This window comes from Dolomitihabitans soli (assembly GCF_022213955.1).
GTDB lineage: Bacteria > Actinomycetota > Actinomycetes > Streptosporangiales > Streptosporangiaceae > Streptosporangium_A > Streptosporangium_A soli.
Map to the genome: position 1 here is coordinate 84,618 of NZ_JAKNTW010000025.1, position 22,933 is coordinate 107,550.

At 70.5% G+C, this 22,933-nt stretch carries 21 protein-coding genes; 10 read left to right on the forward strand and 11 right to left on the reverse strand.

What is annotated here, in order from left to right; all coding sequences use genetic code 11:
* Positions 1–27 precede the first annotated feature (27 nt).
* The 9 genes from MBA17_RS36530 to MBA17_RS36570 form a co-directional block, all read right to left on the reverse strand.
* Entirely contained in the window at positions 28–885 is an 858-nt protein-coding gene (locus tag MBA17_RS36530; protein WP_238502072.1) for a lytic polysaccharide monooxygenase auxiliary activity family 9 protein, read from the reverse strand.
* A 157-nt stretch (positions 886–1,042) separates the two neighbouring features.
* Complete coding sequence (locus MBA17_RS36535; RefSeq protein ID WP_238502074.1) at positions 1,043–1,414, reverse strand: ribosomal maturation YjgA family protein; 372 nt, start codon at positions 1,412–1,414, stop codon at positions 1,043–1,045.
* 220 nt (positions 1,415–1,634) lie between these two features.
* Positions 1,635–2,237 (reverse strand): GTP-binding protein, encoded by a 603-nt coding sequence (locus tag MBA17_RS36540; RefSeq protein ID WP_238502076.1) that lies wholly within the window; start codon positions 2,235–2,237, stop codon positions 1,635–1,637.
* Positions 2,218–2,604: a DUF742 domain-containing protein gene (locus tag MBA17_RS36545; RefSeq protein WP_238502079.1), complete on the reverse strand. Its 387-nt coding sequence runs from the start codon at positions 2,602–2,604 to the stop codon at positions 2,218–2,220. The genes MBA17_RS36540 and MBA17_RS36545 overlap by 20 nt, the downstream gene beginning before the upstream one ends.
* On the reverse strand, positions 2,601–3,026 hold the full coding sequence (locus tag MBA17_RS36550) for a roadblock/LC7 domain-containing protein (RefSeq protein WP_238502081.1): 426 nt from the start codon (positions 3,024–3,026) through the stop codon (positions 2,601–2,603). Before MBA17_RS36550 ends, MBA17_RS36545 begins: the two co-directional genes overlap by 4 nt.
* Before the next feature lie 63 nt (positions 3,027–3,089).
* Positions 3,090–5,402, reverse strand: coding sequence for a sensor histidine kinase (locus tag MBA17_RS36555; RefSeq protein ID WP_238502083.1), 2,313 nt, complete (start codon positions 5,400–5,402; stop codon positions 3,090–3,092).
* Between the two features lie 190 nt (positions 5,403–5,592).
* Positions 5,593–7,173: a prenyltransferase/squalene oxidase repeat-containing protein gene (locus MBA17_RS36560; protein ID WP_238502085.1), complete on the reverse strand. Its 1,581-nt coding sequence runs from the start codon at positions 7,171–7,173 to the stop codon at positions 5,593–5,595.
* Positions 7,170–8,048 (reverse strand): terpene synthase family protein, encoded by an 879-nt coding sequence (locus MBA17_RS36565; RefSeq protein WP_238502088.1) that lies wholly within the window; start codon positions 8,046–8,048, stop codon positions 7,170–7,172. Before MBA17_RS36565 ends, MBA17_RS36560 begins: the two co-directional genes overlap by 4 nt.
* The gene (locus MBA17_RS36570; protein ID WP_238502091.1) at positions 8,045–9,406 is read right to left on the reverse strand and encodes a cytochrome P450; all 1,362 of its coding nucleotides are present in this window, start codon (positions 9,404–9,406) and stop codon (positions 8,045–8,047) included. The genes MBA17_RS36565 and MBA17_RS36570 overlap by 4 nt, the downstream gene beginning before the upstream one ends.
* Positions 9,407–9,660: 254 nt before the next feature.
* Here MBA17_RS36570 and MBA17_RS36575 point away from each other — a divergent pair, with 254 nt between their 5' ends.
* The 10 genes from MBA17_RS36575 to MBA17_RS36620 all read left to right on the forward strand — a co-directional run bounded on the left by MBA17_RS36575 (position 9,661) and on the right by MBA17_RS36620 (position 19,535).
* Complete coding sequence (locus tag MBA17_RS36575) at positions 9,661–10,719, forward strand: polyprenyl synthetase family protein (protein WP_238502093.1); 1,059 nt, start codon at positions 9,661–9,663, stop codon at positions 10,717–10,719.
* 222 nt (positions 10,720–10,941) lie between these two features.
* Positions 10,942–11,589: a pyridoxamine 5'-phosphate oxidase family protein gene (locus MBA17_RS36580; protein WP_238502095.1), complete on the forward strand. Its 648-nt coding sequence runs from the start codon at positions 10,942–10,944 to the stop codon at positions 11,587–11,589.
* Positions 11,586–12,740 (forward strand): globin domain-containing protein, encoded by a 1,155-nt coding sequence (locus tag MBA17_RS36585; RefSeq protein WP_238502097.1) that lies wholly within the window; start codon positions 11,586–11,588, stop codon positions 12,738–12,740. Before MBA17_RS36580 ends, MBA17_RS36585 begins: the two co-directional genes overlap by 4 nt.
* 119 nt (positions 12,741–12,859) lie before the next feature.
* Entirely contained in the window at positions 12,860–13,756 is an 897-nt protein-coding gene (locus MBA17_RS36590; protein ID WP_238502098.1) for a sulfotransferase family protein, read from the forward strand.
* A gap of 82 nt (positions 13,757–13,838) precedes the next feature.
* Complete coding sequence (locus MBA17_RS36595) at positions 13,839–14,708, forward strand: sulfotransferase family protein (protein WP_238502100.1); 870 nt, start codon at positions 13,839–13,841, stop codon at positions 14,706–14,708.
* Complete coding sequence (locus tag MBA17_RS36600; protein ID WP_238502102.1) at positions 14,690–15,124, forward strand: MBL fold metallo-hydrolase; 435 nt, start codon at positions 14,690–14,692, stop codon at positions 15,122–15,124. The genes MBA17_RS36595 and MBA17_RS36600 overlap by 19 nt, the downstream gene beginning before the upstream one ends.
* Positions 15,121–16,296, forward strand: coding sequence for a glycosyltransferase family 4 protein (locus MBA17_RS36605; protein ID WP_238502103.1), 1,176 nt, complete (start codon positions 15,121–15,123; stop codon positions 16,294–16,296). The genes MBA17_RS36600 and MBA17_RS36605 overlap by 4 nt, the downstream gene beginning before the upstream one ends.
* An 11-nt stretch (positions 16,297–16,307) precedes the next feature.
* Entirely contained in the window at positions 16,308–16,913 is a 606-nt protein-coding gene (locus MBA17_RS36610; protein ID WP_238502104.1) for a glycoside hydrolase family 25 protein, read from the forward strand.
* A 43-nt stretch (positions 16,914–16,956) separates the two neighbouring features.
* Positions 16,957–18,927, forward strand: a complete 1,971-nt coding sequence (gene thrS / locus MBA17_RS36615; RefSeq protein WP_238502105.1) for a threonine--tRNA ligase — start codon at positions 16,957–16,959, stop codon at positions 18,925–18,927.
* Between the two features lie 56 nt (positions 18,928–18,983).
* Positions 18,984–19,535 (forward strand): HIT family protein, encoded by a 552-nt coding sequence (locus MBA17_RS36620; RefSeq protein WP_238502106.1) that lies wholly within the window; start codon positions 18,984–18,986, stop codon positions 19,533–19,535.
* Positions 19,536–19,750: 215 nt separating this feature from the next.
* Here the strand turns inward: MBA17_RS36620 and MBA17_RS36625 are convergent, their stop codons facing one another.
* Both MBA17_RS36625 and MBA17_RS36630 read right to left on the reverse strand, forming a co-directional pair.
* The gene (locus MBA17_RS36625; RefSeq protein ID WP_238502107.1) at positions 19,751–20,602 is read right to left on the reverse strand and encodes a DUF2382 domain-containing protein; all 852 of its coding nucleotides are present in this window, start codon (positions 20,600–20,602) and stop codon (positions 19,751–19,753) included.
* 152 nt (positions 20,603–20,754) lie between these two features.
* Entirely contained in the window at positions 20,755–22,908 is a 2,154-nt protein-coding gene (locus MBA17_RS36630) for an alkaline phosphatase family protein (RefSeq protein WP_238502108.1), read from the reverse strand.
* Positions 22,909–22,933: the final 25 nt, after the last annotated feature.

Consider the following 22,933-nt stretch of genomic DNA (forward strand, 5'->3'; position numbering starts at 1 on the left):
GGACGGGCTCGCCCGCCGGGGAGGTGGTCAGACGCGCTGCCAGAGAGCCGGGACGTTCGGCGGCTCCCAGCCGGCCAGCGCGGTGTGCGCCTGCCTGCACTCGTAGGTCGCGCCGCCGTAGGTGACGCGGGCGCCCGGGGTGTAGGCGGTGCCGGCCGCCCAGGTGCCGCCCGGCTGGGTGACGGTGGGCGTCGGGGTGGGGGTCGGAGTAGGGGTGGGGGTGGGCGTCGGGGTCGGCGTGGGGGTCGGGTTGGTGCCGCCGCCGAAGTCGACGTCCGAGCAGGTGTAGAACGCCTCCTCGCTGCCCACGACACGCTGCCAGATCGAGTAGATCAGGTGGCGTCCCGTGCGCTGCGGGATGTTGATCGTCCAGTTGGTGAAGGTCGTCGGGTTCTGGTTGTTGAACGTCCTGACGGGGACCAGGTCCGCCCAGCGCAGCGGCATGGCCGGGTTCCAGCCCTCGCGGGTGATGTAGAACTCGAAGTTGCTGTTCGCGTGCGGTGCGGTCGCGTGGTAGGTGACCGTCAGCGGGCCGGGGGAGACGCGCGTCGCGGGCCAGTCGGTTCTGACCAGGTCCAGCCCACGATACTTCTCCCTCCCGGCGCTGCACAGCTTTCCGTCGGGGATGATCTCTCTGTGCCTGCCGCCCGCGGTGAGCAGGGAGACCTCGTGCCAGTCGTAGAAGGCCTGGGTGCCGCCGGCCGCGATGGCGGCCTTGCAGGCGTCGGACTTGGGCGTCTCCGGGCCCTCCTGCTTGCAGACGTAGACCCGGCTCGGCGGGTTCGACAGGGAGCCGTGCGCGTTCGCCGCGGTGGCGGGTAACAGGGCGAGCAGGCTGGCGGCGGGGACGGTGATGGCGAGGGCGGTCTTGAGTCGTGCGCGCACCTGAGCTCCTCCGGGAGTTCTGGGGGGATGGGGAGGGTGAACCGCAGGTAATAAAAAGGAAACCTTCTTAAGAATTAACCACGATTAGCCGGGCCGCCGCAAGGGATTCGCGCAACCTGCGGGCTCACCGGGCCGCACCGATGCGGCCCCCGGAGGATCAGGCGAGGCGCGTACGCCGGGTCACCGTCACGGCGACCGCCCAGGCGGCCCCCGCGCCGACGGCGTACCAGAACAGGTCCGGCGGGTTGAACGACGTGCCGAACACCAGACGGGCCAAAGGCGTGATCGCGGCCAGCTCGGCCGGCACACCGGTGAGTTGCGCGAACTCCACGGCCCAGCTCACCGCGAGCGCCGCGAGGGCGGCGACGGCGAGCCGCAGACGCGGGAGGACCGTCAGGATCAGGGCGAACACCAGGACCGTGTAGAGCGCGTCTCCCGCGTATTTGGCGAACGCGCCGTCCGTGAACGCGCGCACCGAGAGACCGGCGGCCACCGTCAGGACTGCCGCGAGCGCGGCGAGAGCTCGCACGACGACACCCTAGCCGAGCCGGTCATCCCCGGTGACGATCCCGGCGGACATGTCGCGCTCCGTCCTGCGAAGCGCGGCGGCGCCCAGGCGGACGCCGCGCGGCACGGTCGAGCGGAACCCGATGGAGAACGCCCGCCCGCAGGCGTCCGGCGGCGGACACGGCGTCGCGATGGTCGCACGAACAGGTTCATGACGATCGCCGCTGTGGCCGCCGCGCTGGTCAGGCGGGTGTGGGGCGCTTGCTGTTCCGCTCCATGGAGTGCTGCACGAGGGTGATCAGAACCTCCTTGCCGGACTCCCGCCGCCTGGCGTCGCAGAGCACGATCGGGATGGCCGGGTTGAGGCCCAGGGCCAGCCGGACCTCGTCGAGGTCGTAGGTGCGCGCGCCGTCGAAGCAGTTCACCGCGACGACGAACGGCGTCTTCCTGCGCTCGAAGTAGTCGACGGCGGGGAAGCAGTCGGCGAGCCGCCGCGTATCGGCGAGGATCACCGCGCCCAGCGCGCCGGCGGCCAGTTCGTCCCACATGAACCAGAAGCGCTCCTGGCCCGGCGTCCCGAACAGGTACAGGACGTACTCCTCGCCCACGCTGATCCGGCCGAAGTCCATGGCGACGGTGGTGGTGTTCTTGGCCTCGACCCCGGCCACGTCGTCGACGCCCACGCTGAGGTCGGTCAGGACCTCCTCCGTGCGCAGCGGCCGGATCTCCGACACCGCACCCACCAGTGTGGTCTTGCCGACCCCGAACCCACCCGCGACCAGCAACTTGATCGCGGTCGGCAGCTTCTTGGGCGCCTTCACGCGATCAGAGCGCGCGGAGTCCATTCAGCACCGCCTCATACATTCTCAGATCGTGCATGTCCACTTCCGGCTGGGGATCCTGAACGTCGATGAACCCCTTGTCGAGCAGGTCGCCGAGCAGTACCCGCACCGTGCCGGCCGGCAGGTCCAGGTGGGCGGCGACCTCGGCCACCGACAGCGGGTCCTGGCAGAGCCGCACGATGGCGAGGTGCTCGGGATTGAGCCCGACCTCCATCGCCCCCGCGGAGCGGACGGACACCGCCAGCGAGATGAGGTTGAAGTCGCCGCGGACCGGCTCGGTACGGCCGCGCGTCATCACGTACGGGCGCACGATCGGGCCTGCCTGCTCGTCGTGCCACTTCTCCTCTATCGGCTCCTCGTAGGGATTCATCGTGCGGCGTCGTTCCTTGCGTCCGCGGTCCTGGCGGGTGAGGTGAGGTACTGGCCGACACGGGTGACGAGCATGGCCATCTCGTAGGCCACGACGCCCACGTCGGCGTCCTGGCTGCACAGCACGGCCAGGCAGGTGCCCTTGCCCGCCACCGTCACCAGCAGGTAGGCGCTACGCATCTCGATGATCGTCTGGCGTACGGCCCCGCCCTCGAACCGCTCGCCGACCCCCTTGGCCAGGCTCTGGATCCCGGCTGCCACCGCGGACAGGTGCTCGGCGTCAGCCTGGGCGAGCCCGTCGGAGGAGGCCATGAGCAGGCCGTCGGTGGACAGGACGATCGCGTGCTCCGCCTCTCTGGTCCGGCTGACCAGGTCGTCGACCAACCAGGCCAGGTCGGCGGGGGAAGCTGTCTTCTGGGCCACTCGGGCGTCCTCTTTCTGCTGGCTCGTATGGGGCGTTCAGCGGGGATCGCGGTCGTCGCTCGTTCAGCGGGGATCGCGGTCGTCGCTCGCGTGGCGGCCGAGCGCCTCCTCCCTGCCGCGGGCCGTCCCCGCCTGGTAGGCGCCCATGATCCGGCGGATTTCCTCGGGAGAGCGCTCGTCCTCGGTGGGCTCCTCGGCGGGCGGGGGGCCGTCGGTCCGCAGGGCTGGGGCGAGGCTGGCCTGCGGCACCCGGAAGGGCAGGCCGGAGGGGGTGAAGGCGGAGTCGTCGGGCGGCGGTTCCTGTTCCCGCGCCGGTTGGACGGGATCGGGGATCGCCGCCAACACGGGCTTGACCGACTGCTCCGACATGCTGGTCCATTCCCCCAATGCGGCGGTCCTGCGGGCGATCTTCGCGTCGTCGCCGTTCCAGAGCGCGCCCTCGGCCGGAACCGGCAGCAACGTGCCGGGATCCGTCTCCGGGCCGCGCTCCTCGTCGCCCTCCCCGATCACGATGTCGTTGGGCAGCAGGATGACGGCTGTGGTCCCGCCGTACGGGGAGCCCTTGAGTGACACCCGGATGCCGTGCCTGTCGGCCAGGCGGCTGACCACGAACAGGCCCAGCCTGGAGGTGTCCCTCAGGTCGAACTCGGGCGGGTTGGTGATGCGCTCGTTGGCGGCGTCCAGGTCTTCCGGGCTCATGCCCAGACCGCGGTCCTCGATCTCGATGACGTAGCCGCTGCCGACCACCTGGCCGACGACCTCGGCGGTGGTGTACGGCGGCGAGTAGGAGACGGCGTTCTCGATCAGCTCGGCCAGCAGGTGGATGACGTCGCCGACGGCGCGGCCCGCCAGCGACACGTCGCCCATCGGCGGCACGGTGACCCGGGTGTAGTCCTCGACCTCGGCGAGCGCGCCACGGACCACGTCGATCATCGGCACCGGGCGGCGCCAGGACCGGGCGGGCGAGGCGCCGGACAGGACGATCAGGTTCTCCGCGTTGCGCCGCATGCGGGTGGCGAGGTGGTCGACGCGGAAGAGGTCCTTCAGGTCCTTCGGGTCCGATTCCCTGCGCTCCATCGTGTCCAGCAGCGCGAGCTGGCGGTGGACCAGGGACTGCGTGCGCCTGGCGAGGCTGAGCAGCACCTCGCGGATGCTGCGCCGCAGCTCCGCCTGCTCGACCGCGACCCGGATCGCGGTCTCCTGCACCTCGTTGAAGGCCCGGCCGACCTGGCCGATCTGGTCGTCGCCGAAGGCGAGCGGCGGAGCCTCGGCCGCGATGTCCACCTTCTCGCCGTGCCCGAGCCTGTTCACCACGTCGGGCAGCCGCTCGCGGGCGAGTTCGCTGGCCGCGACGCGCAGTTTGTCGAGCTGCCGCACCAGGGCGCGCGCGGTGGTGATGGACAGCACGATGGACGCGACGACGGCGAGCAGGCCGAGACCGCCGGCCAGGGCGAGGCGGAGGATGACGCCGGCGGCGATGGGCGTGGCCCGATCGACCAGCCGGTCGCCCGCGACGTCGACGGCCTGCTGCAACTCCGTCAACGCGGGCTTGGTGACCGCTTGCCACTGCTCGCCGCTGACGGGCGGCGAGGCGCCGTTGGAGCCGGTCCCGATCACCAGCTCCTCCATCGACCGGACCCGGTTGAGCACGCCGCTCTTGACGACCTGCCCGTGGGCGGCGGGGTCGGCGTCGCGCAGGTCACCCAGCGCCTCCGCGCTCAGATGCCGCTGCGCGCCGACGAGCTGGACGAACTGTGTGTACTCCGTGCTGCCGAACTGCCCCGCGGCGAGCGCGCCCGCGAGGTGGGCGTCCTCCCGGGCGAGCATCTCCCTGGCCCGGTAGAGGTTGATGAGGGCGCGGGTGTCCTTGGCGAAGCTGTCGTCGTCGAGCGTCGCGAGCGACTGGTAGATGTAGAAGATGAAGTCGGCGGCGTCGTTGTAGGTCGTGGCGGCCTTGCGCTGGTCGATCGACCCCGCGTCAACGGCCTTACGAGTGCCCCGCACCAGCGTCAGCCGCTGGTCCGCCTCGTCGATGCGCCCGAGCAGGGCTTGGCTCGCCGCCCACTGGACGTCGGTCCCGCCGGTCAGCTCCTCGAAGTTCCGCAGCGACGCGTCGGTCCGCCGGCGCTGTTCGGCCAGTGCCTCGCGCTGGGCGCGGGCGGGGTCGCCGAGTTTGATCAGTGACAGCCGCCGTTCCAGCTGCAGGTCCTCCAGCAGTCGCACGCTGGGCGCCGCGACTCCGGCGTCGAGCCGTGACACCCAGAGCAGGTTCATCCCCTCCCGCAGGGTCACCCAGGCGGCGAAGGCCCAGAGCGCGGCAAGCGACACCAGGAGTGCGATGATCTTGGTGCCCATGCGGGATTTGCGGAAACGCATATATACCCATTCTGCAAAGCCAGGGAAACCTCAGCGCGTTCGCAATGGATCGCCAACAGGCCGGGGTGCAGATACGACATGACCGGCGCCGAAGCCAGACCCAGGAACCCTAGCAATACCGCTAATCCGACTCAAGTCGAAGCATTACAGCAGTGGTCAAGATGTGTCTGATATGTCAGAAATATGAACTTTACTGCGTTTCTGACAACGAGTTGCGCTGGAAAGCATGGACCGCCGCCAGGACCGCGGCCCGGACGATGGCTCCGGGCGAGTAGAGATCCTTATCGTGCCACAGAGGTGGATCATGCTGCATGTCGAGGTGCTCGGCCAGGAAGGCGTAACCGCGCTCCGCGGCGGCTCCCACCTGTGGTGCGACACCCGGAGACGGGGTGGACATCAGCAGGATCTGCATCGCGTAGGCCGTCTCCTCCGCGGTCCCCGACCAGCGTCCCCAGGAGCCGTCCGCGCGCTGCGAGCCGAGCACCCAGTCCACGGCCCGCCGTACGGCCGGCCGGGCCGCCGGGCCGCCGAAGTCGTCCAGGGCCAGCACGCAGCAGGCGGTCGCGTAATAGGGCGAGGCGTGCCACCTGTCGGTCCAGCTCCCGTCCGGCTGCTGCTGATCCCGCAGCCACGCCGACACCTTCCGTACGGCGGCGGCGTACCGCGGCGAGGCGCCAGGGGTGAGCGCGGTGTACTGCCCGAACGCGTCGAGCACGTGCGCGTTGACCGTGAGCGAGACACCCTGCTCGCCCTGCCAGGTGCAGAAGTGCGCGTCCGTCTCGTAGGACCACAGGCTCCCCGGCTCGTACGGCAGGCCGAGCAGGCCCAGCGCGTAGAGCGCGACGGAGGTGGTGTCGGCGTCCGCGGGCAGCCCCGGCCCGGCGGGCGTGCCGCCGGAGTCGCTCGCGGCGCTCAGACTCCACAGCACGTCCTCGGGCACGTCGACCGGGATTCCCGCGCGGGCCAGCGTGCTCAGCACCCAGCCCCGTTCGAAGACGGTCACCGGGATGCCGCACGGCACGGGGCCGCCGTGCCTGCGCACCACCGACTCCAGATGCCGCCTGGCCGGATGGCCGGGGTCGAGTTCCCCCGTGCCCGCGAGCCAGGCCGCGGTGGCGGCCGGCGAGGCGCCGACCGAGCCGATCGGGGTGAGCGCGGCGCCGCTCAGCCCGGCCGCCACGTCGCCCGCCACCTCCAGCGCGTGCAGCAGCTTGACCGGTACATCGGCGCCCGACGCCAGCCACGACCGCAGCGCGTCCAGCGCCGTTCCGTCCATGCCGGGCGGCGGTACCAGGCGGGCACTGCCCCGCCACCGGTCCAGCCCCGGCACCGGCGAACCGGCCAGTTCGTCGAGGTGCCGGTTGAGCCGGGCGGTCAGCGAGGCCACGATCAGCTCGATCGCCGGCATGTCGGGCAGCGTGAACGGGGGAGAGCCGTGCAGCCAGCCGAACAGGGCGGACAGCCCCCGGCCGGCGGCGGCGGCCAAGCCGGCGTCGCCGCGGAGCGCGGCGCCGAGCAGGGCCTCGGTCGCGCTGAGCGTCGGCACCAGGGCGTAACCCTCGGGCCCGCCCCAGCCGCCGTCCGGCCGCTGGGCGGCCAGCAGGTAGTCGATCCGCTCGGTGTGCCCGGTCAGCCACGGGGCGAGGGTCACGATGCGCCCGGTCTCGTAGACCGAGGGGGAGACCCTGCCCCAGGGCTCGGTCGTCAGCTCGGTGACCAGGTCGCGGGCCCGTGCGGCCACATCGACGCCCACCAGGTCGTGGATGGTCAAAGCTCGCCCCAATAGTCGGCGATCCGGTAGAAACCGGCGCAGAAGTCCATCTGCCTCTCCAGATAGGCCGCGGGGGCGGGATGCTCCGCCCGGAGCGGCCGGATCAGCTCCCTGCTCAGCTCCGCCAGCCGGGTCACCTCCCCGGCCACCTCCTCGCGGGTGACTCCGAGCATCAGGGCGTTGAGATCTCCCCAGCTCACGTCCCTGCTGTAGGTGCCCAAGTCGTTGAGCAGGCGGATCACCCGCTGTACGGCGCGGCTCGCCTGCCGTACGGCCTCGACGCCTGTGTCCGGCGGGGGGCTGGTGGCGATCCAGTGGGTGGTGAAGACGAAGGAGAAGCCGAGGTTGTCGGAATTGGCGAGGTACTCCTCGAAGGAGGGCCTGGTGCCGGCGGCCTGCCACTCCGCCTCCCTGGCCATCGCCGCCAGCATCCGCTCCAGTTCCTCGTGCCAGACCGTGCCGAGCGCGGGGAAGGCGGGGGAACTCGCCGTCTCCTGCAGCAGGTCGGCCAGGAACCGCGTGAGGTCGTCGTCCGGGTCCGACCGGCCGCCGGCGACCGCGAGGCACCGCCGTACGATCTCGTGGACCTCGGCGGGTGAGGTGGCGACGTAGTCGACCAGCCAGTCCAGGCCGAAGCACCACAGGCAGGCCCGGTTGGCCATGCGGAGTTCGGCCGCGGACAGCCAGGGGCCGCTGAAGGCCGAGGCCAGCGACAGGGTGCCGAACAGGGCCGGGTCGAAGGGCTTGGCGTCGAACAGGGACGGATACGCCTGGGACCATTCGCGCATGTCGCGCTGGAGCCGGCCGGCGACGGCGCTGACCGCGCCGCTCTGGCCCGCGGTCAGCGGCCCGGCGTCGATGTGCTGGACCGTCATCCGGCCCGGCCCGCCGGCCGCAGGGTCATCATCACGTTCGCACGGGGGCGTAATGTCACCGCGGCGCGCGGGGTGACCGACATGGACGTGGCCAGGGACGGTTCGAAACGGCTCAGCATCCCGGCGATGACGAGCTGTGCCTCCATGGTGAACAGGTGCATGCCCATGCACGTGTGCGGCCCGCCGCCGAAGGGGAAGTAGGCGTAGCGGTGCCGCCCCGTGGCCCCGGGGGCGAACCGTTCGGGGTCGAAGACGAGGGGGCGGTCCCAGACCGATTCGAGCCGGTGGGTGAGGTAAGGGCTGATCATCACCTCGGCGCCGGGCTCGATGGTGACCCCGCCCAGCGTGTCGCGCTCGACGGCCATCCTGGAGAACATCCAGCCCACCGGGTACAGCCGCAGGAGCTCCTGCAGGACCATCTTGGTGTAGACGAGGCCGGGCAGGTGCGAGGGCCGGATCCGGTCGTCCCCGACCACCTGGTCGATCTCCTCGCGGAGCCTGGCGGCCACTCCCGGATGGCTGTCCAGCATCGGCCACAGCCAGGTCAGCTGCATGATCGCCGTCTCGCTGCCGGTCGCGAAGATGGCGACCAGGTTGTCCCGGACCCAGCTGTCGGGCAGGCTCGGGTCGGCGTCACGCGCCCGGCGCAGCGCCGAGTAGACGTCGTGCGAGCCGGGGCCGGGGGGATGCCGGGCGACCAGCGGGATCATCACGTCGTCGAACGCCGCCACGGCCTCGTTGAAGGCGCGGTCACCGGGGAGGGGCACCCTGCCGGGGACCAGGGGCAGCATGATCCTGGAGACGATCGAGGTGGCGATCATGTTGAGAGCGGGGATGAGCCGCTCGCTCTCCTCGGTGCTGATCCGGTCGCCGAAGAAGATCTTGGCGACGGTTCTGCTCACGATCAGGCTCAGCTCGGCGCTGGCGTCGACCGTGGCGCCGTCTCCGGTCCGGCGGCTCAGGTCGTCGATCGCGTCGGCGACCGTATCCGCGATGATCTCGGCCAGCGAGTCGATGTGCTTGGCGGTGAACAACGGCTGCAGGGCGTTCCGGCTGGAGTGCCAGAGGTCGCCGTCGGACATGATGCTCGACCCGAACAGGCGGCGCAGCGGCTTCCAGAACGCGCCGCCGCGCACGTAGTTCGCCGCGTTGCCGCGCAGCACCTGCTGCACGTGGTCAGGGTGGGTGACCAGGTAGGGCCGGAAGGTGCCCAGGTTGAGGCGGACGATCTCGCCGTCCGCCTCCGCCGCGATCTCGCCCAGCGCCTTGACCGGGTCCCGGACCAGAGGGGGCACGATACGGCGGAAGGGCAGGGTCCTGGCTACCGTGAACGGCTCGCCCTTGGTACGGCGCGACATCGCGGAACTTATCCCTCACCTTTGGTGATTCCGACTCGTGGGCAGCGCGAACACACCCAGACGGGGAGGAGAAAGAGTGGGGGGTTACGCTCTGACTCAAGGTGTTCACGCGTTGTCTGGTGGAGTATCACATGGTCCATACCGTTTGAACAAGATCCCTCGGGGTGTTATTAGATGGCTTGACCGGTTTTGTCGGTAGGTGCCGCGGGGAATCTCAGTACCCGTTGCCAAGGTCTCCGCAGGTGAGGAATCCCGTGTCGCTTGACGCCTCCGCGATTGTTCCGAACTCCCTCGCCCGATGCCGCGCGCTGGTCGGTCCCGCTCTGCGAGACGCCGTGCACAGCCTGCACCCCTGGCAGGCGCGGATCGCGGGTTACGCCTTCGGCTGGTCCGACGCCGACGGCGAGTCGAGGGAGGGCGCGGGAGGCAAGGGCCTGCGCCCGGCCCTGGTCGTGCTCTGCGCGGAGGGAGTCGGGGCCAGGGCCGAGTCGGCGATCCCGGCCGCGGTGGCCGTCGAACTGGTCCACGCCTTCTCGCTGATCCACGACGACATCATCGACGGCGACGAGCGGCGCCGGCATCGCGACACCGTCTGGAAGACCTACGGCGTGGGACCGGCCCTGCTCGCCGGCGACGGCCTGCTCGCGCTGGCGATGCGCGGCCTCGCCGCCGCCCCGCACGGTCAGCAGGCCGTGCGCCACCTCTCCGCGGCGCTGCTGGAACTCGTGTACGGCCAGACCGACGACGTGATCTTCGAAGGACGCGACTGGACCGGAGGACGCGCCGTCACCGTCGAGGAGTACGCCCGGATGGCGGGCGGCAAGACGGGCTCGCTGCTGGCCTGCGCCGCCGCGCTCGGCGGCACCGTCGGCGGCGCGCCGTCCGCGGTGGTCGACCGGCTGTCCGAGATGGGCCGTCAGCTCGGGCTGGCCCTGCAGATCGTCGACGACCTGCTCGGCGTCTGGGGGGATCCGGCGGTGACGGGCAAGCCGACCTTCAGCGACCTGCGGCAGGGCAAGAAGACGCTCCCGGTGGTCGCCGCGCTCGCGGGCGACTCGGCCGCGGGCCGGCGGCTGGCCGAGTTGCTGGCGGCCGGGGACGACCGGTGGCCGCTGGGCGGGGAGGCGGCCGAGGAGTCGCTGTGGCGGGCGGCCTCCCTGATCGAGGAGGCGGGCGGGCGGGAGTTCGCCGAGCGCCGGGCCGGGGAGCATGTGGAACGGGCCATGGACATCGCCGGGAAGGTCCTGGTGGACGCCGAGGCGGCGGGGGAGTTGCAGGCGTTCGCGCGTTACCTCATCCACCGCACGGTGTGACACGCCCGGTTGATCACAGAGTGTGACTTTCCGGCAGGATGATCTTTACCGTGTCATGTCATGATAAGTCCTGATTGTGGGCCGTTATGGATGCGATGTCGATGATCCACTAGCTGTCTGAAATATGAGCGTGATTCATCTCAATGACGTTTATGCAGATCAGACAGCATTTCGTCAAGACTTGTCCGGATAGATGTCGCCATGGTTTAGGATGCATCACTTATGGGTCACCAGACGGATTCGGACAGCCTGCCGGGATCGCATGGGGAGCATGTGCTCCAGTCGCTGTTCGATACGCGTGAGCGGGCGCAGGGGTTCTACCAGCGGCAGGTCGCCGAACAGCTGACCCCCCTGATGAAGGACTTCATCGCGCGACAGGAGATGGCCTTCGTCGGCACCGCCGACGCGTCGGGTAACTGCGACACCTCGTTCAGGGCCGGCCCCAAGGGCTTCGTCCGGGTGCTGAGCGAAACGATGCTCGCCTACCCCGAGTTCCGCGGTAACGGGGTGCTCGCGAGCATGGGCAACATCCTGGAGAATCCCCACGTCAGCCTGTTGTTCGTGGACTTCTTCGACGACCTGGCCGGGCTGCACGTGAACGGCAAGGCCAGCATCACCACCGCCCTGGACGCCTCCCGCAGGCACGGACTGACCGACGACGACCGCACCGCGCCCGGCCGCCGCGTCGAGCGCTGGGTGCTGGTCGAGGTCGAGGAGGCGTACATCCACTGCTCCAAGCACATCCCCCGGATGGTCAGGAAGGACCGCAGGGACGGCGCCAGGCCGGCCACCGGCGACCACTTCGGCGTCGAGGAGATGCGGTCCAGGGAACACGCGAGTGACGAGGGGCGGCAGACGCTCACGCCATGACCCTCGACATCGGGCTGATCCGCCGCAGCTGGTCCCTCATCGAGCCGCGATCGACCAAGGTCGCCGCCGACTTCTACGGCATGCTGTTCTCCAGGTATCCGCAGATCCGCGCCATGTTCCCGCCGGCCATGGACGCCCAGCGCGACCGGCTGCTGCACGCCCTGACCCGGGTCGTGCTGAACCTCGAGGACAGCGAGAGCGTCACCGTCTACCTCGCCCAGCTGGCCCGCGACCACCGCAAGTACGGCGTGCTGCCGGAGCACTACCCGGCGGTCGGCCGGTGCCTGGTGGCCGCGATGCGGGCCAACGCGGGGGGCCAGTGGACCGCCGCCTGCGACACCGCGTGGATCGACGCCTACGACCTCATCGCCAAGGTGATGATCGAAGCGACCGAGCAGGACGCCGGCTTGGCTCCGCCGTACTGGACGGGGACCGTGGTGGGCCACGAGCGGCGCTCGCTCGATCTCGCGGTGATCATCGTGCAGCCCGACGCGCCGTACCCCTTCCAGGCCGGCCAGTACGCCACCGTGCAGAGCGGGCACTGGCCGAAGGTGTGGCGGCCCTACTCGATCGCCAACCCGCCCCGCGCCGACAACCTGCTCTCGTTCCACGTGCGCGTGGTGCCCGGCGGCTGGGTCAGCACCGCCCTCGCCCAGCACACCGCCGTCGGCGACACCGTGCTGCTCGGCCCGCCCAGGGGCACCATGGTGCTCAACCGCTCCAACGCCTCCCACCTGGTGTTCGTCGCGGGCGGGACCGGGCTGGCGCCGCTCAAGGCGATCATCGAGGAGAGCGCGTGGATCCACGAACGCCCCTCGGTCGACCTCTTCCACGGCGTACGGCTCCGCAACCAGGCGTACGACCTGCCCGACCTGCTGCGGCTGCGGGAGAGGCACGGCCGGATGAGGTTCGTGCTGGCGGTCTCCGACGATCCCGCGCACCCGCCGAGGGAGAGCGTCGCCGACACCGTGCTGCGGCACGGCGTCAACCCGGAGAGCGAGGTCTTCGTGTGCGGCTCGCCCGGCATGGTGCAGGCCACGGCCATGCGCATCCAGGCGCTCGGCGTCCCACGGCACCACATCCACGCCGAGGCCGTCGACCAGGACGGCGTCGCGCTTCCCTGGGTGCCGCACGGGGTCCGCGGACGGTGACCTCCGGGCCGCGCGTACCCGCGGCCCGAGTCCCGATCACAGTCCGCCGTGCCTCGGGGGCGACAACTTCCAGGCTGTGTTCACCCTGCGGTAACCGGCGCTTCCTACCCTGCGGTCACATGAGATGGAAGCGCAGGGTCAACGCCACTCTGGAAGGCATCACCGGGTACAACCTCACGCGAGTGCGGGCGGAGAGCGTCCCGCCTCCCGTCGTCCGCGTGCCGCGGTCCGGCCTGCTGCCCCCGCGCGCGCCCGGCGACGAGGTGCGCCCGCCGTCCGACCCGGCCGCGGACCGGCTGCTGGCGGACCCGGTCTTCGTGTTGTCGCCGGTGCGGTCCGGCTCGACCCTGCTGCGCGTCATGCTCAACAGCCACTCCCAGATCCACGCCCCGCACGAGGTGCACGTCCGGCGGGTCACGGTCAACCTGCCCACCGAGCCGGTCCAGCAGGCCATGGACGCGCTCGGTCACACCCACAGCGACGTCGAGCACCTGCTGTGGGACCGCCTCCTGCACCGCGAGCTGGTCAGGAGCGGCAAGCGGATCCTGGTCGAGAAGACGCCCAGCAACGTCTTCGCGTTCAAGCGGCTGGCCACCTGCTGGCCGGACGCCCGGTTCGTCTTCCTGATCCGCCACCCGCTCTCGATCGCCCGTTCCTGGCACGAGGCCGACCCGGCCGCCCGGCCGATGGAGGAGGCGATCCGGCACACCTTCCAGTACATGAAGTACCTGCAGGACGCCAGGAGCCGGCTCGACGGCCTCACGCTGAGCTACGAGGACCTCACCGCCGACCCGGCCGCGCAGACCAGGCGGGTCTGCGACTTCCTGGGAGTCGCCTGGGAATCCGGCATGATCCAGTACGGCGAGCACGGGCACGGGGAGTTCGTGAAGGGCATCGGCGACTGGCGGGACAAGATCCGCACCGGCACCGTCCAGCCGGGCCGTCCGCTGCCCGGCGCCGACGAGGTGCCGGAGGCGCTGACGGACATCGCCCGATCATGGGGCTATATCAGCTGAGACTCGGCCATACCACGCATTCGGCGTGGGGAGAATGGGTCCCCCAGGAAATATTCAGGAACTCTTGTTACCCTCCCTCGCCATGAACTGGAAGCGCAAGGTCAACGAAACCGTCGGTGAACTGACCGGATTCCGCTTCAGCCGTACCCGGATCCAGATCAAGCAGGTCGAGGAGATCGACCGGCCGGCCACCGCGCCCGACGAGCTGGTGCGCCCGCCCGCGCGGCCCGCCGTCGACCGCTTGGTGGATCCGGTGTTCCTGCTGTCGCCCGTACGGTCGGGTTCGACGTTGCTGCGGGTCATCCTCAGCGCCCATTCGCGGATTCACGCACCGCACGAACTCCACGTCCGTCGGCTCACCGTGGGGTTCGGCACCTCCCTGGCGGAGAAGGCGATGGAGGCGCTCGGGCACAACCAGGCCGACCTGGAGCACCTGTTGTGGGACCGGGTCCTGCACCGGGAGCTGGTGCTGTCCGGCAAAGAGATCATCGTGGACAAGACCCCGGCCAACGCCTTCGCGTACAAGCGCATCGCGGCCTGCTGGCCACAGGCGCGCTACGTCTTCCTGCTGCGCCACCCGGTCTCCATCGCCCAGTCCTGGCAGGAGGCCAGCCCCGACCGGCGCGACATGGCGTCCGCGGTGACCGACGCGCTGCGTTACATGAAGGCGGTCCAGCGGGCCAGGAAGGCCCTCACCGGGCTGACCGTCCGCTACGAGGACCTCACCGCCGACCCCGAGACGGAGACACGGAGGATCTGCGATTTCCTCGGTGTGCCGTGGGAGGCGGGGATGCTCGACTACGGCGGCCGCGACGAGTACCGCAAGGGGCTCGGCGACTGGAAGGACAAGATCCGCTCAGGAGCCGTGCAGCCCGGCCGCGCGCTGCCGTCGGCCGATGAGGTGCCCGACGCGCTCAAGGACATCTGCAAGTCATGGGGGTACCTGCCGTGAACGCGCACGCCGAGGTCGAGGAGATCTGGCCGGAGGAGGGACGCGTCCGGGTGCTGGGGTTCGTGCACGGGCTGGACGCGGCGGCGGAGGGCTGGCAGATGGTCCTCTCGCTGCGCGAACCGCGCGGCCCCGAGCTGGCCTACCCGGCCGTCCTGTCGGGACAGGCGTTCGAGGCGACGGTGCCCATCGCCGACCTGGTCGCGCCCCAGGCCCCCGACAAGGGCGTGTGGGACGTGCACCTGGCCACCGGCGAGGTACGGCTGCGCGTCGGCAGGCGCCTCGACGACATCCGCGACAAGAGCACCATCATGGTCTTCCCCGCGCAGCTCGTGCCCATCGACGACGGCTTCACGCACGTACGGCCCCGCTACACCGTGAACGAGAACCTCTCCATCGACTACTGGCACGCCGCATGAAGATCCGCTATCTCCTCCTGCACGCGTACGGCATGGGCGGCACGATCCGCACCGTCGTCAACCAGGCGAACGCGATGGCCGTCGCCGGGCACGACGTCGAGCTGGTGAGCGTGGTCCGGCGCAGGGACCGCCCGCAGTTCTCCGTCGACGAACGCGTCCGCGTCACCGCCCTCGTCGACCAGCGGGCGGGCATCGTCGTACCGACGCTGCAGGCCAGGGTGGCACGCCGGCTGCGCGGCCGTGCCGTACCCAGCGGCGAGTTCGCCATCCGCTACTTCACCCCCGAGGTCGAGCGCGCGGTCACCGGCTACCTGGCCGGTCTGCGCGACGGGGTGCTGGTCACCACCAGGCCCGGCCTCAACCTGCTGGCCGCCCGCTTCGGCGGCGGCGCCGAGGTCCGGGTCGCGCAGGAGCACATGAACCTCGCCACCCACCGCCCCGACGTACGGCAGGCCGTGCTGCGCCACTACCCGAAGTTCGACGCGGTCGTGGTGCTCACCGAGGGCGACCGCGTCGAATACTCCCGGGCGCTGGCGGGCACCCGCGTCGAGCGCATCCCCAACGCGGTGCACACCCTCGACCAGCCGCACTCCGACCAGAGCAACAAGATCGTGATCGCCGCCGGGCGGCTGTTCGCGCAGAAGGGGTTCGACCTGCTGCTGCCCGCCTTCGCCGAGGTGGTGCGCCGCCATCCCGACTGGCAGCTCCGGATCTACGGAACCGGCCCGCGGAAGGACCGGCTGCGCGAACAGATCGAGGAACTGCGGCTCTACAACAACGTCTTCATGATGGGCCGGACCGAGCACTTCGACCGGGAGCTGACGAAGGCGTCGGTCTTCGTGCTCAGCTCCAGGTTCGAGGGGCTGCCGATGGTGATGATCGAGGCCATGTCGCACGCGCTGCCCATCGTGAGCTTCGACTGCCCGACCGGCCCGGCGGACGTCATCACCGACGGCTCCGACGGCGTCCTCGTGCCGGCCGAGGACATCGAGGCGCTCGGCGCCGCGCTCGTCCGCGTGATCGCCGACCGCCCGCTGCGGGAACGGATGGGCGAGGCCGCCGCCGAAACCGTGCGGAACTACGCCCCGACCGCCGTCATGCCTCGCTGGGAGACGCTGTTCTCCGAGCTCACGGCGGCGCGTCGGCGGAGCGGCGGACAGCGGGGACATTAAACTCCCGCGAGGTGAAACGCATCCTGAGCGGCATAGACGTGTCCAACTGGCAGGGCAGGGTCGACTGGGCGGCGCACGCGCGGGACGGCGTCGACTTCGCCTTCGCCAAGGCGAGCGAGGGCGGCACCTTCACCGACAAGTGGTTCGCCCGCAACTGGGCGGGCATGCGGGAGAACTGGCTGGTCTGCGGGGCCTACCACTTCGCCCGGCCCAAGGGCGACCCCGCCGACCAGGCCAGGCATTTCCTCGGCGTGATCTCCTCGGCCGGAGGGCTGCGCAGGGGCGACCTGATCGCCCTCGATCTGGAGAGCGCCGACGGGCTGCCGCCCGCCAGGGTGGCCCGCTTCGCCCGCCGCTGGTGCCACGTGGCGGAGCGGATCAGCGGGGTGCGCCCGCTCGTCTACACCTTCCTGTCCTTCGCCAGGGCGGGCAACTGCTCCGGGCTGGAGGGATACCCGCTGTGGATCTCCTGCCCGAGCAAGCCGGAGGGGGAGCCCGCGGTCCCCCCGCCCTGGCGCACCTGGCACATCCACCAGCACGCCCACAGCCCCGTCGATCGCAACGTGTTCGCCGGGAGCAGGCGGCAGCTGACTTCGTTGGGTCTGGACAACCGATAGGATTCCTAACGCCAATCGTCCCAGAACGATCTAGGAGTCAGCCGTGTCTGCCCTCGCCGAACTGCGCATCACCCTCGCCGGAGCCGAGCGTGTGGTGGCAGGGGGGACGACGTACGGCGAAGCGCTCGGAGCCGACGGGAAAACGGTGATCGCCGCCCGGGCCGGGGGTGAGCTCAAGGACCTCGCCGCCCAGGTCGTCGATGGCGACGTCATCGAGCCCGTCGCCATCGACAGTGAGACCGGCCGCGCCATCGTGCGCCACTCCGCCGCCCACGTCATGGCCCAGGCCGTGCAGGAGATCTTCCCCGGCACCCGGCTCGGCATCGGCCCGCCGGTCGAGAACGGCTTCTACTACGACTTCGACGTGGCGAACCCGTTCGCCCCCGAGGACCTCAAGCGCGTCGAGAAACGGATGCGCGAGATCGTCAAGCAGGGCCAGGTCTTCTCCCGCCGCGTCGTCTCCGACGAGGACGCGCGGGAAGAGCTCGCGGCGGAGCCGTACAAGCTGGAGCTGATCGGGCTCAAGGGCGGCGCGTCCGACGACGACGGGGCGAACGTGGAGGTCGGCGGTGGCGAGCTGACCATCTACGACAACCTCGACCCCAAGACCGGCGACCTGTGCTGGAAGGACCTGTGCCGCGGGCCGCACCTGCCCACGACCAGAGAGATCCCGGCCTTCAAGCTGATGCGCACCGGCGGCGCCTACTGGCGCGGCAGCGAGAAGAACCCGCAGCTCCAGCGGATCTACGGCACCGCCTGGGAGAGCCGCGACGCCCAGGACGCCTACCTGAAGATGCTGGAGGAGGCCGAGAAGCGCGACCACCGCAAGCTCGGCGCGGAGCTCGACCTGTTCAGCTTCCCCTCCGACATCGGCGGCGGGCTGGCCATCTGGCACCCCAAGGGCGGCAGGGTGCGGCGCGTGATGGAGGAATACTCCCGCGTACGGCACGAGCAGGCCGGCTACGAGTTCGTGGTCACCCCGCACCTGACCAAGTCGAACCTCTTCATCACCTCCGGTCACCTCGACTGGTACGCGGACGGCATGTACCCGCCGATGGAGATGGAGGGCGCGACCTACTATCTCAAGCCGATGAACTGCCCCTTCCACATCACCGTCTTCAAGGCGCGCGGCCGGTCCTACCGTGAGCTGCCGCTGCGGATGTTCGAGCTGGGCACCGTCTACCGCTTCGAGAAGTCGGGCGTGCTGCACGGCCTGACCAGGGCTCGCGGCTTCACCCAGGACGACGCGCACATCTTCGTCACCCCCGAGCAGCTCGCCGACGAGCTGACCTCGCTGCTGCAGTTCGTGATCGACCTGCTGCGCGACTACGGGCTGACCGAGTTCGAGGCCGAGCTGGCCACCCGGCCGGAGAAGTTCGTCGGAGACCCGGCCGAGTGGGACGAGGCGACCGCCGCGCTCCGGCACGCCCTGGACAAGACGGGCGTGCCGTACATCGTGGCCGAGGGCGAGGGCGCCTTCTACGCGCCCAAGATCGATGTCCACATCCGTGACGCCATCGGCCGCCGCTGGCAGCTCTCGACCCTCCAGGTCGACTTCCAGTTCCCGCAGCGCTTCGACATGGAGTACCAGGCCGCCGACGGCACCAGGAAGCGCCCCTACATGATCCACCGGGCGCTGTTCGGCTCGGTGGAGCGGTTCTTCGCGATCCTGCTGGAGCACTACGCCGGCGCCATGCCTCCGTGGCTCGCCCCCGTCCAGGTGGCCGGCATCCCCATCGCCGACGCCCACGTCCCCTACCTCAAGGTGGTCGCCGAGAAGCTGGCCGCCCAGGGCATCCGGGTCGAGGTCGACGAGGGCGACGAGCGGATGCAGAAGAAGATCCGCAACGCGCAGAAGGCCAAGGTCCCCTTCATGCTCCTCGCCGGTGACGACGACGTCGCGGCGGGCGCGGTCTCCTTCCGCTATCGCAACGGCGAGCAGAAGAACGGCGTCCCCGTCGACGAGGCCGTCTCGGAGATCCTCGACGCGGTCACCCGCCGCGCCCAGGTCTGATCCGCCGGCTTAGGGCGGCTCCTTTCTCCGGACGCCCACGTCCTATGCTGCTTTGCATGCACGACAGCGACCCGATCGAGCAGGCCGGTGCGGGGAATCCCGACAACTTCCAGCGGTTGTGGACCCCGCACCGAATGGCCTACATCAAGGGAGAGAACAAGCCGACGGGCGCCGGACCCGAGGACGGGTGCCCGTTCTGCGAGATCCCGCGGATGGGCGACGAGGAGGGACTCGTCATCGCCCGTGGCGCGTCGGTCTACGCGGTACTGAACCTCTACCCGTACAACTCCGGGCACCTCATGATCTGTCCTTATCGGCATGTCTCCGACTACGCCGATCTGGACCAGGGGGAGACCGCCGAACTCGCCGACTTCACCAAGCGGTCGCTTCGCGCGTTGCGCAAGGCGAGCGGCGCCCAGGGATTCAACGTGGGGATGAACCTCGGCGGCGTGGCGGGCGCGGGCATCGCCGCGCACCTTCACCAGCACGTGGTGCCCCGCTGGGGCGGCGACACGAACTTCATGCCGGTGGTCGGGCACACCAAGGTCCTCCCTCAGCTCCTGCAGGACACCAGGTCCATGCTCGCCGAGGCGTGGCCACCGACCTGACCCGTCGGCCTGATCCATCGGCCTGATCCACCGGCCTGACCCATCGGCCCGATCTCGGCCTGATTCGTCGGCCGCCGCGGGCGAGCCGGTCACGGCCGGCCCCGCCGCGCGCGCTGACGGAGCCGGCGGGGCCGCGCCGCAGGCCGCCGCGGGGCCCCGAAGCCCGCGGTGTGGGCCGCACGCGGCCCGTCGAGCCTGTGTGTGGGGCGCGGACGTCAGAAGGGGCGGCCGGGCTCGTCCGTGTCGCCTTCGACGTCGATGTGTTCCTTGCGCAGTTGCTCGGAGATGGTCCGTTCCTCGGTCACCCGCTCCTTGGTCATGCGGACCCGCTCGACGGGGACGGTCCTCTTGGTCACCGACGGGCGCTCCTCGTGCAGCGTGACCTCGTGCTCCGACTCGGTGAGGTCCTGGCCGCGCATCGCCGGGTCGAGGTTGGCCTCGGTGATCGGCTCGCGCTCGATGCGGACCTCCTCACGGGTGAGCGGCACAGTGATCTGCTGCTCCTCGGTCACGATGTACTTGTGCAGGCGCGCCCGGCCGGTCTCGTGGCTCTCCGTGGTGACGTGGAGCTGCTCCTCGTAGCGGATCATCGTGTCGCTCTCGCCCGCACGTTCCGCCTGAGGGCGTTCCTCCTCGAGTCCCTCACCCTGGAACCGCTCGTCCTCCCTGAGCCGCTGCTGCTCCTGCTGGCCGCCCTCGCGCGCCCAGCCGCCCTCGCCGGGTTGGTTGGCCCGCTGCCAGCTTTGCGCCCAGTCGATGTCGTAGTAGCGGTAGAGGTCGCGCTCCTCCTCGACCGAGAGGTGGCCGCCGGCGTCGACGTCCACGTTGGGCGCGTGCTTGATGCGTTCCTTGTCGTAGCCGACCTCCACGTGGTCCGCGATCACGTCGGCGTCGCGTACCGGTACGAAGGTCTCCCTGGTGCCGAACATGCCTGTCTTCACGCCCAGCCATTCCGGCTGGCCGGTGGCGTCGTCGACGTACACGTGGCGGACCTCGCCCACCCGCTGGCCGGACTTGTCGTACACGTGCTGGTGGATCACGGTCGGGATCTGCTGCTGGGTGATCATGACACGTCTCCCTTGGTTCGGGTTCATGTGTCGCTTACCGCCCCCTGTCTCACAGAAACCGACTTTGCTATACAAAAGCCCTAAAAGGGGGTATTTCTGACGCGCGGTGAGCATGCTGAGCGACCGCCGTACGGGCCGCTGATTCGGGAGGGTCAGGTCGCCACCGGCGTTGACCGAATAGTGGGAGACGGAACAGCTTGGCGCGGAGGACCGCCGAGCGCCTTGACGCCGACGGACAGGACCAGCGGCACGGCCAGGGCCAGGGCCATCGAGAGTACGGCGGCGCCGGAGTCGTTGACGAGCATCCCCACCACGCCGCTGATCAGAGTGCCGAGGAAGCCGGCCCGCAGGGCGGGGCTGTGGTCGAACGCGGCGGGGACGATGCCGGCGCTCGCGGCCCCAGGGCGCAGCAGCGCGTAGACGAGGAAGGCCGCCGTGGCGATCAGGACCGGCATCAGGATGGGGTTGAGCAGAGTGCCCAGCATGGCGCCCAGCTTGCGGCCGATCACGTCGAGCGCCTCGCCGCTGAACACCTGGCCGACGAACCGGCCCAGGTGGGTCTGGGAGCCGGGAGGCCTGAGGTAGTCGAGGTAGGCGATCCCCATCACGATCACTCCGCCCGCCACGCAGAAGCCCGCCAGCTTCACCAGCGACACCTTCCGGCCCGCGATCATCAGGGTGGTCACCGCGATGCCGGGCACGAAGGCGATCACGCCGCCGAAGTCGCTGCCGATCCCGGGCCAGCCGCCGAGGATCATCGCGAACCCGCCCAGCACCGCCACCACCGCGACCGCCGCCCCCCGCCTGCCCTGGCCGAGCAGCCAGTGGGCCAGGACGGTGGCGGACAGCAGCACCGAGGTGGCGAGCAGCGCGAAGGGGATGTTGCCGAGACCGTAGTAGCGGGCGCCCACCACCGAGGTGTAGCCCATCACGCTGTCGAGTTGCAGGGTGGTCCCGGTGAGCAGGTCGCCGGTGAGCGCCACCGCGGTGACCCCGGCCACGACCGCGAGCGGGCCGAGGGGGTGCCGCCGCCACGGGCCGGCCAGGGCGGCCACCGCGACCAGCAGCGCGCAGGCGACCAGGCCGCCGATGTGCGCGAGCATCGGAACGTCTGCCCGCGCCCACGGGAGCAGGTTGACGAGCAGGGTCGCGACGGGCACGGAGGCGAGGGCCAGCGCCGCCGTACGGACCAGGCCGGGGGCGCGTCCGCGGCGCATCAGGAGGAAGGCCACCGTGTAGAAGATCAGCTGTAGCGCGGCGAGCACGAAGAAGAACACGCCGATCATGTTCCTGATCGTCTGTCCCGCGTTGTCGGCGCCGGTGAACGCCGCGGCCGCCTCGGCCACCGAGCCCGTACGGCTCTCGCCCGTCGCCCACGGCACCCCCACCACGTTCGGGGGGATCTGGACGCCCGCGAAGGTCAGCAGAGTGGCGGTGATGTCGGGGAGGATCGTGACGTCCTCAAGGTGGGTGGAGGCCGCGCCCAGCACGACTCCCGCCGCACCCGGGCCGCGCAGCATGGCGGCGCGCAGGTGCGGCACGGAGTCGTGGTCGGCGAGGCCGGCGAGCATCACGGTGGTGTCCGGCGGAAGCTTCGCGAGCATGGCGCCCGCCTTGGCGTCGGCGCGGCGCAGCGCGGCGTCGCGCTGCGCCGGCGTCAGCGGCTCGGGGGTCCTGGCCAGCGAGCCGCCGGCGAGGTAGGGCCGGATCAGGTCGTCGACGTCGGCCACGACGACCGGGCACTTGGCCAGCTCGGCACCGGTGACCTCGGCGGGGGACGGCGCGTAGACGCCGACCGCGCCGCCGCGGTCGGCGAGCGCGAGCACGGCTCCCGGGCCGATCGCGGTCCCGCAGCTACCGGCCGCGCGCAGGGCCTCCCCGAGCGTGCCCGCGTGCTTCTGACCGGCGACGCTGTGCAGGTAGCCGTAGTCGGGGATGACGGCGCCGCCGCCGCGTCGTTCGGGGGCGGGCGGCAGGCCGCAGCGGTAACCGACCGCGGACCTGACTCCCGCCGACACCGTCAGCCATGCGTCGTAGGGGCAGGTCACCGTGCCCACCGTGCGCATCGAGAGGGAACCGAGGGCGCTGTCGCCCGCGAGCCGCCACAGGTGGGGCGTGCTCTCCTGGCTCAGGTCGCTCCAGTGCAGTCCGGGCACGCCGACGAGTGCGACCTGCCCGCTGCCGGGCGGGGCGCTCTCGGCGACCGCCGCCCGCGCCGGGCCGAGCCCGCCCAGTCCGAGCCCGCCGCCGACTCCCGCGGTGAGCAGTCCGGCAAGCACAGCAAACGCGACCAGCGTCCGCCTCACGGACGACCTCCCCCTGTAGCTACCC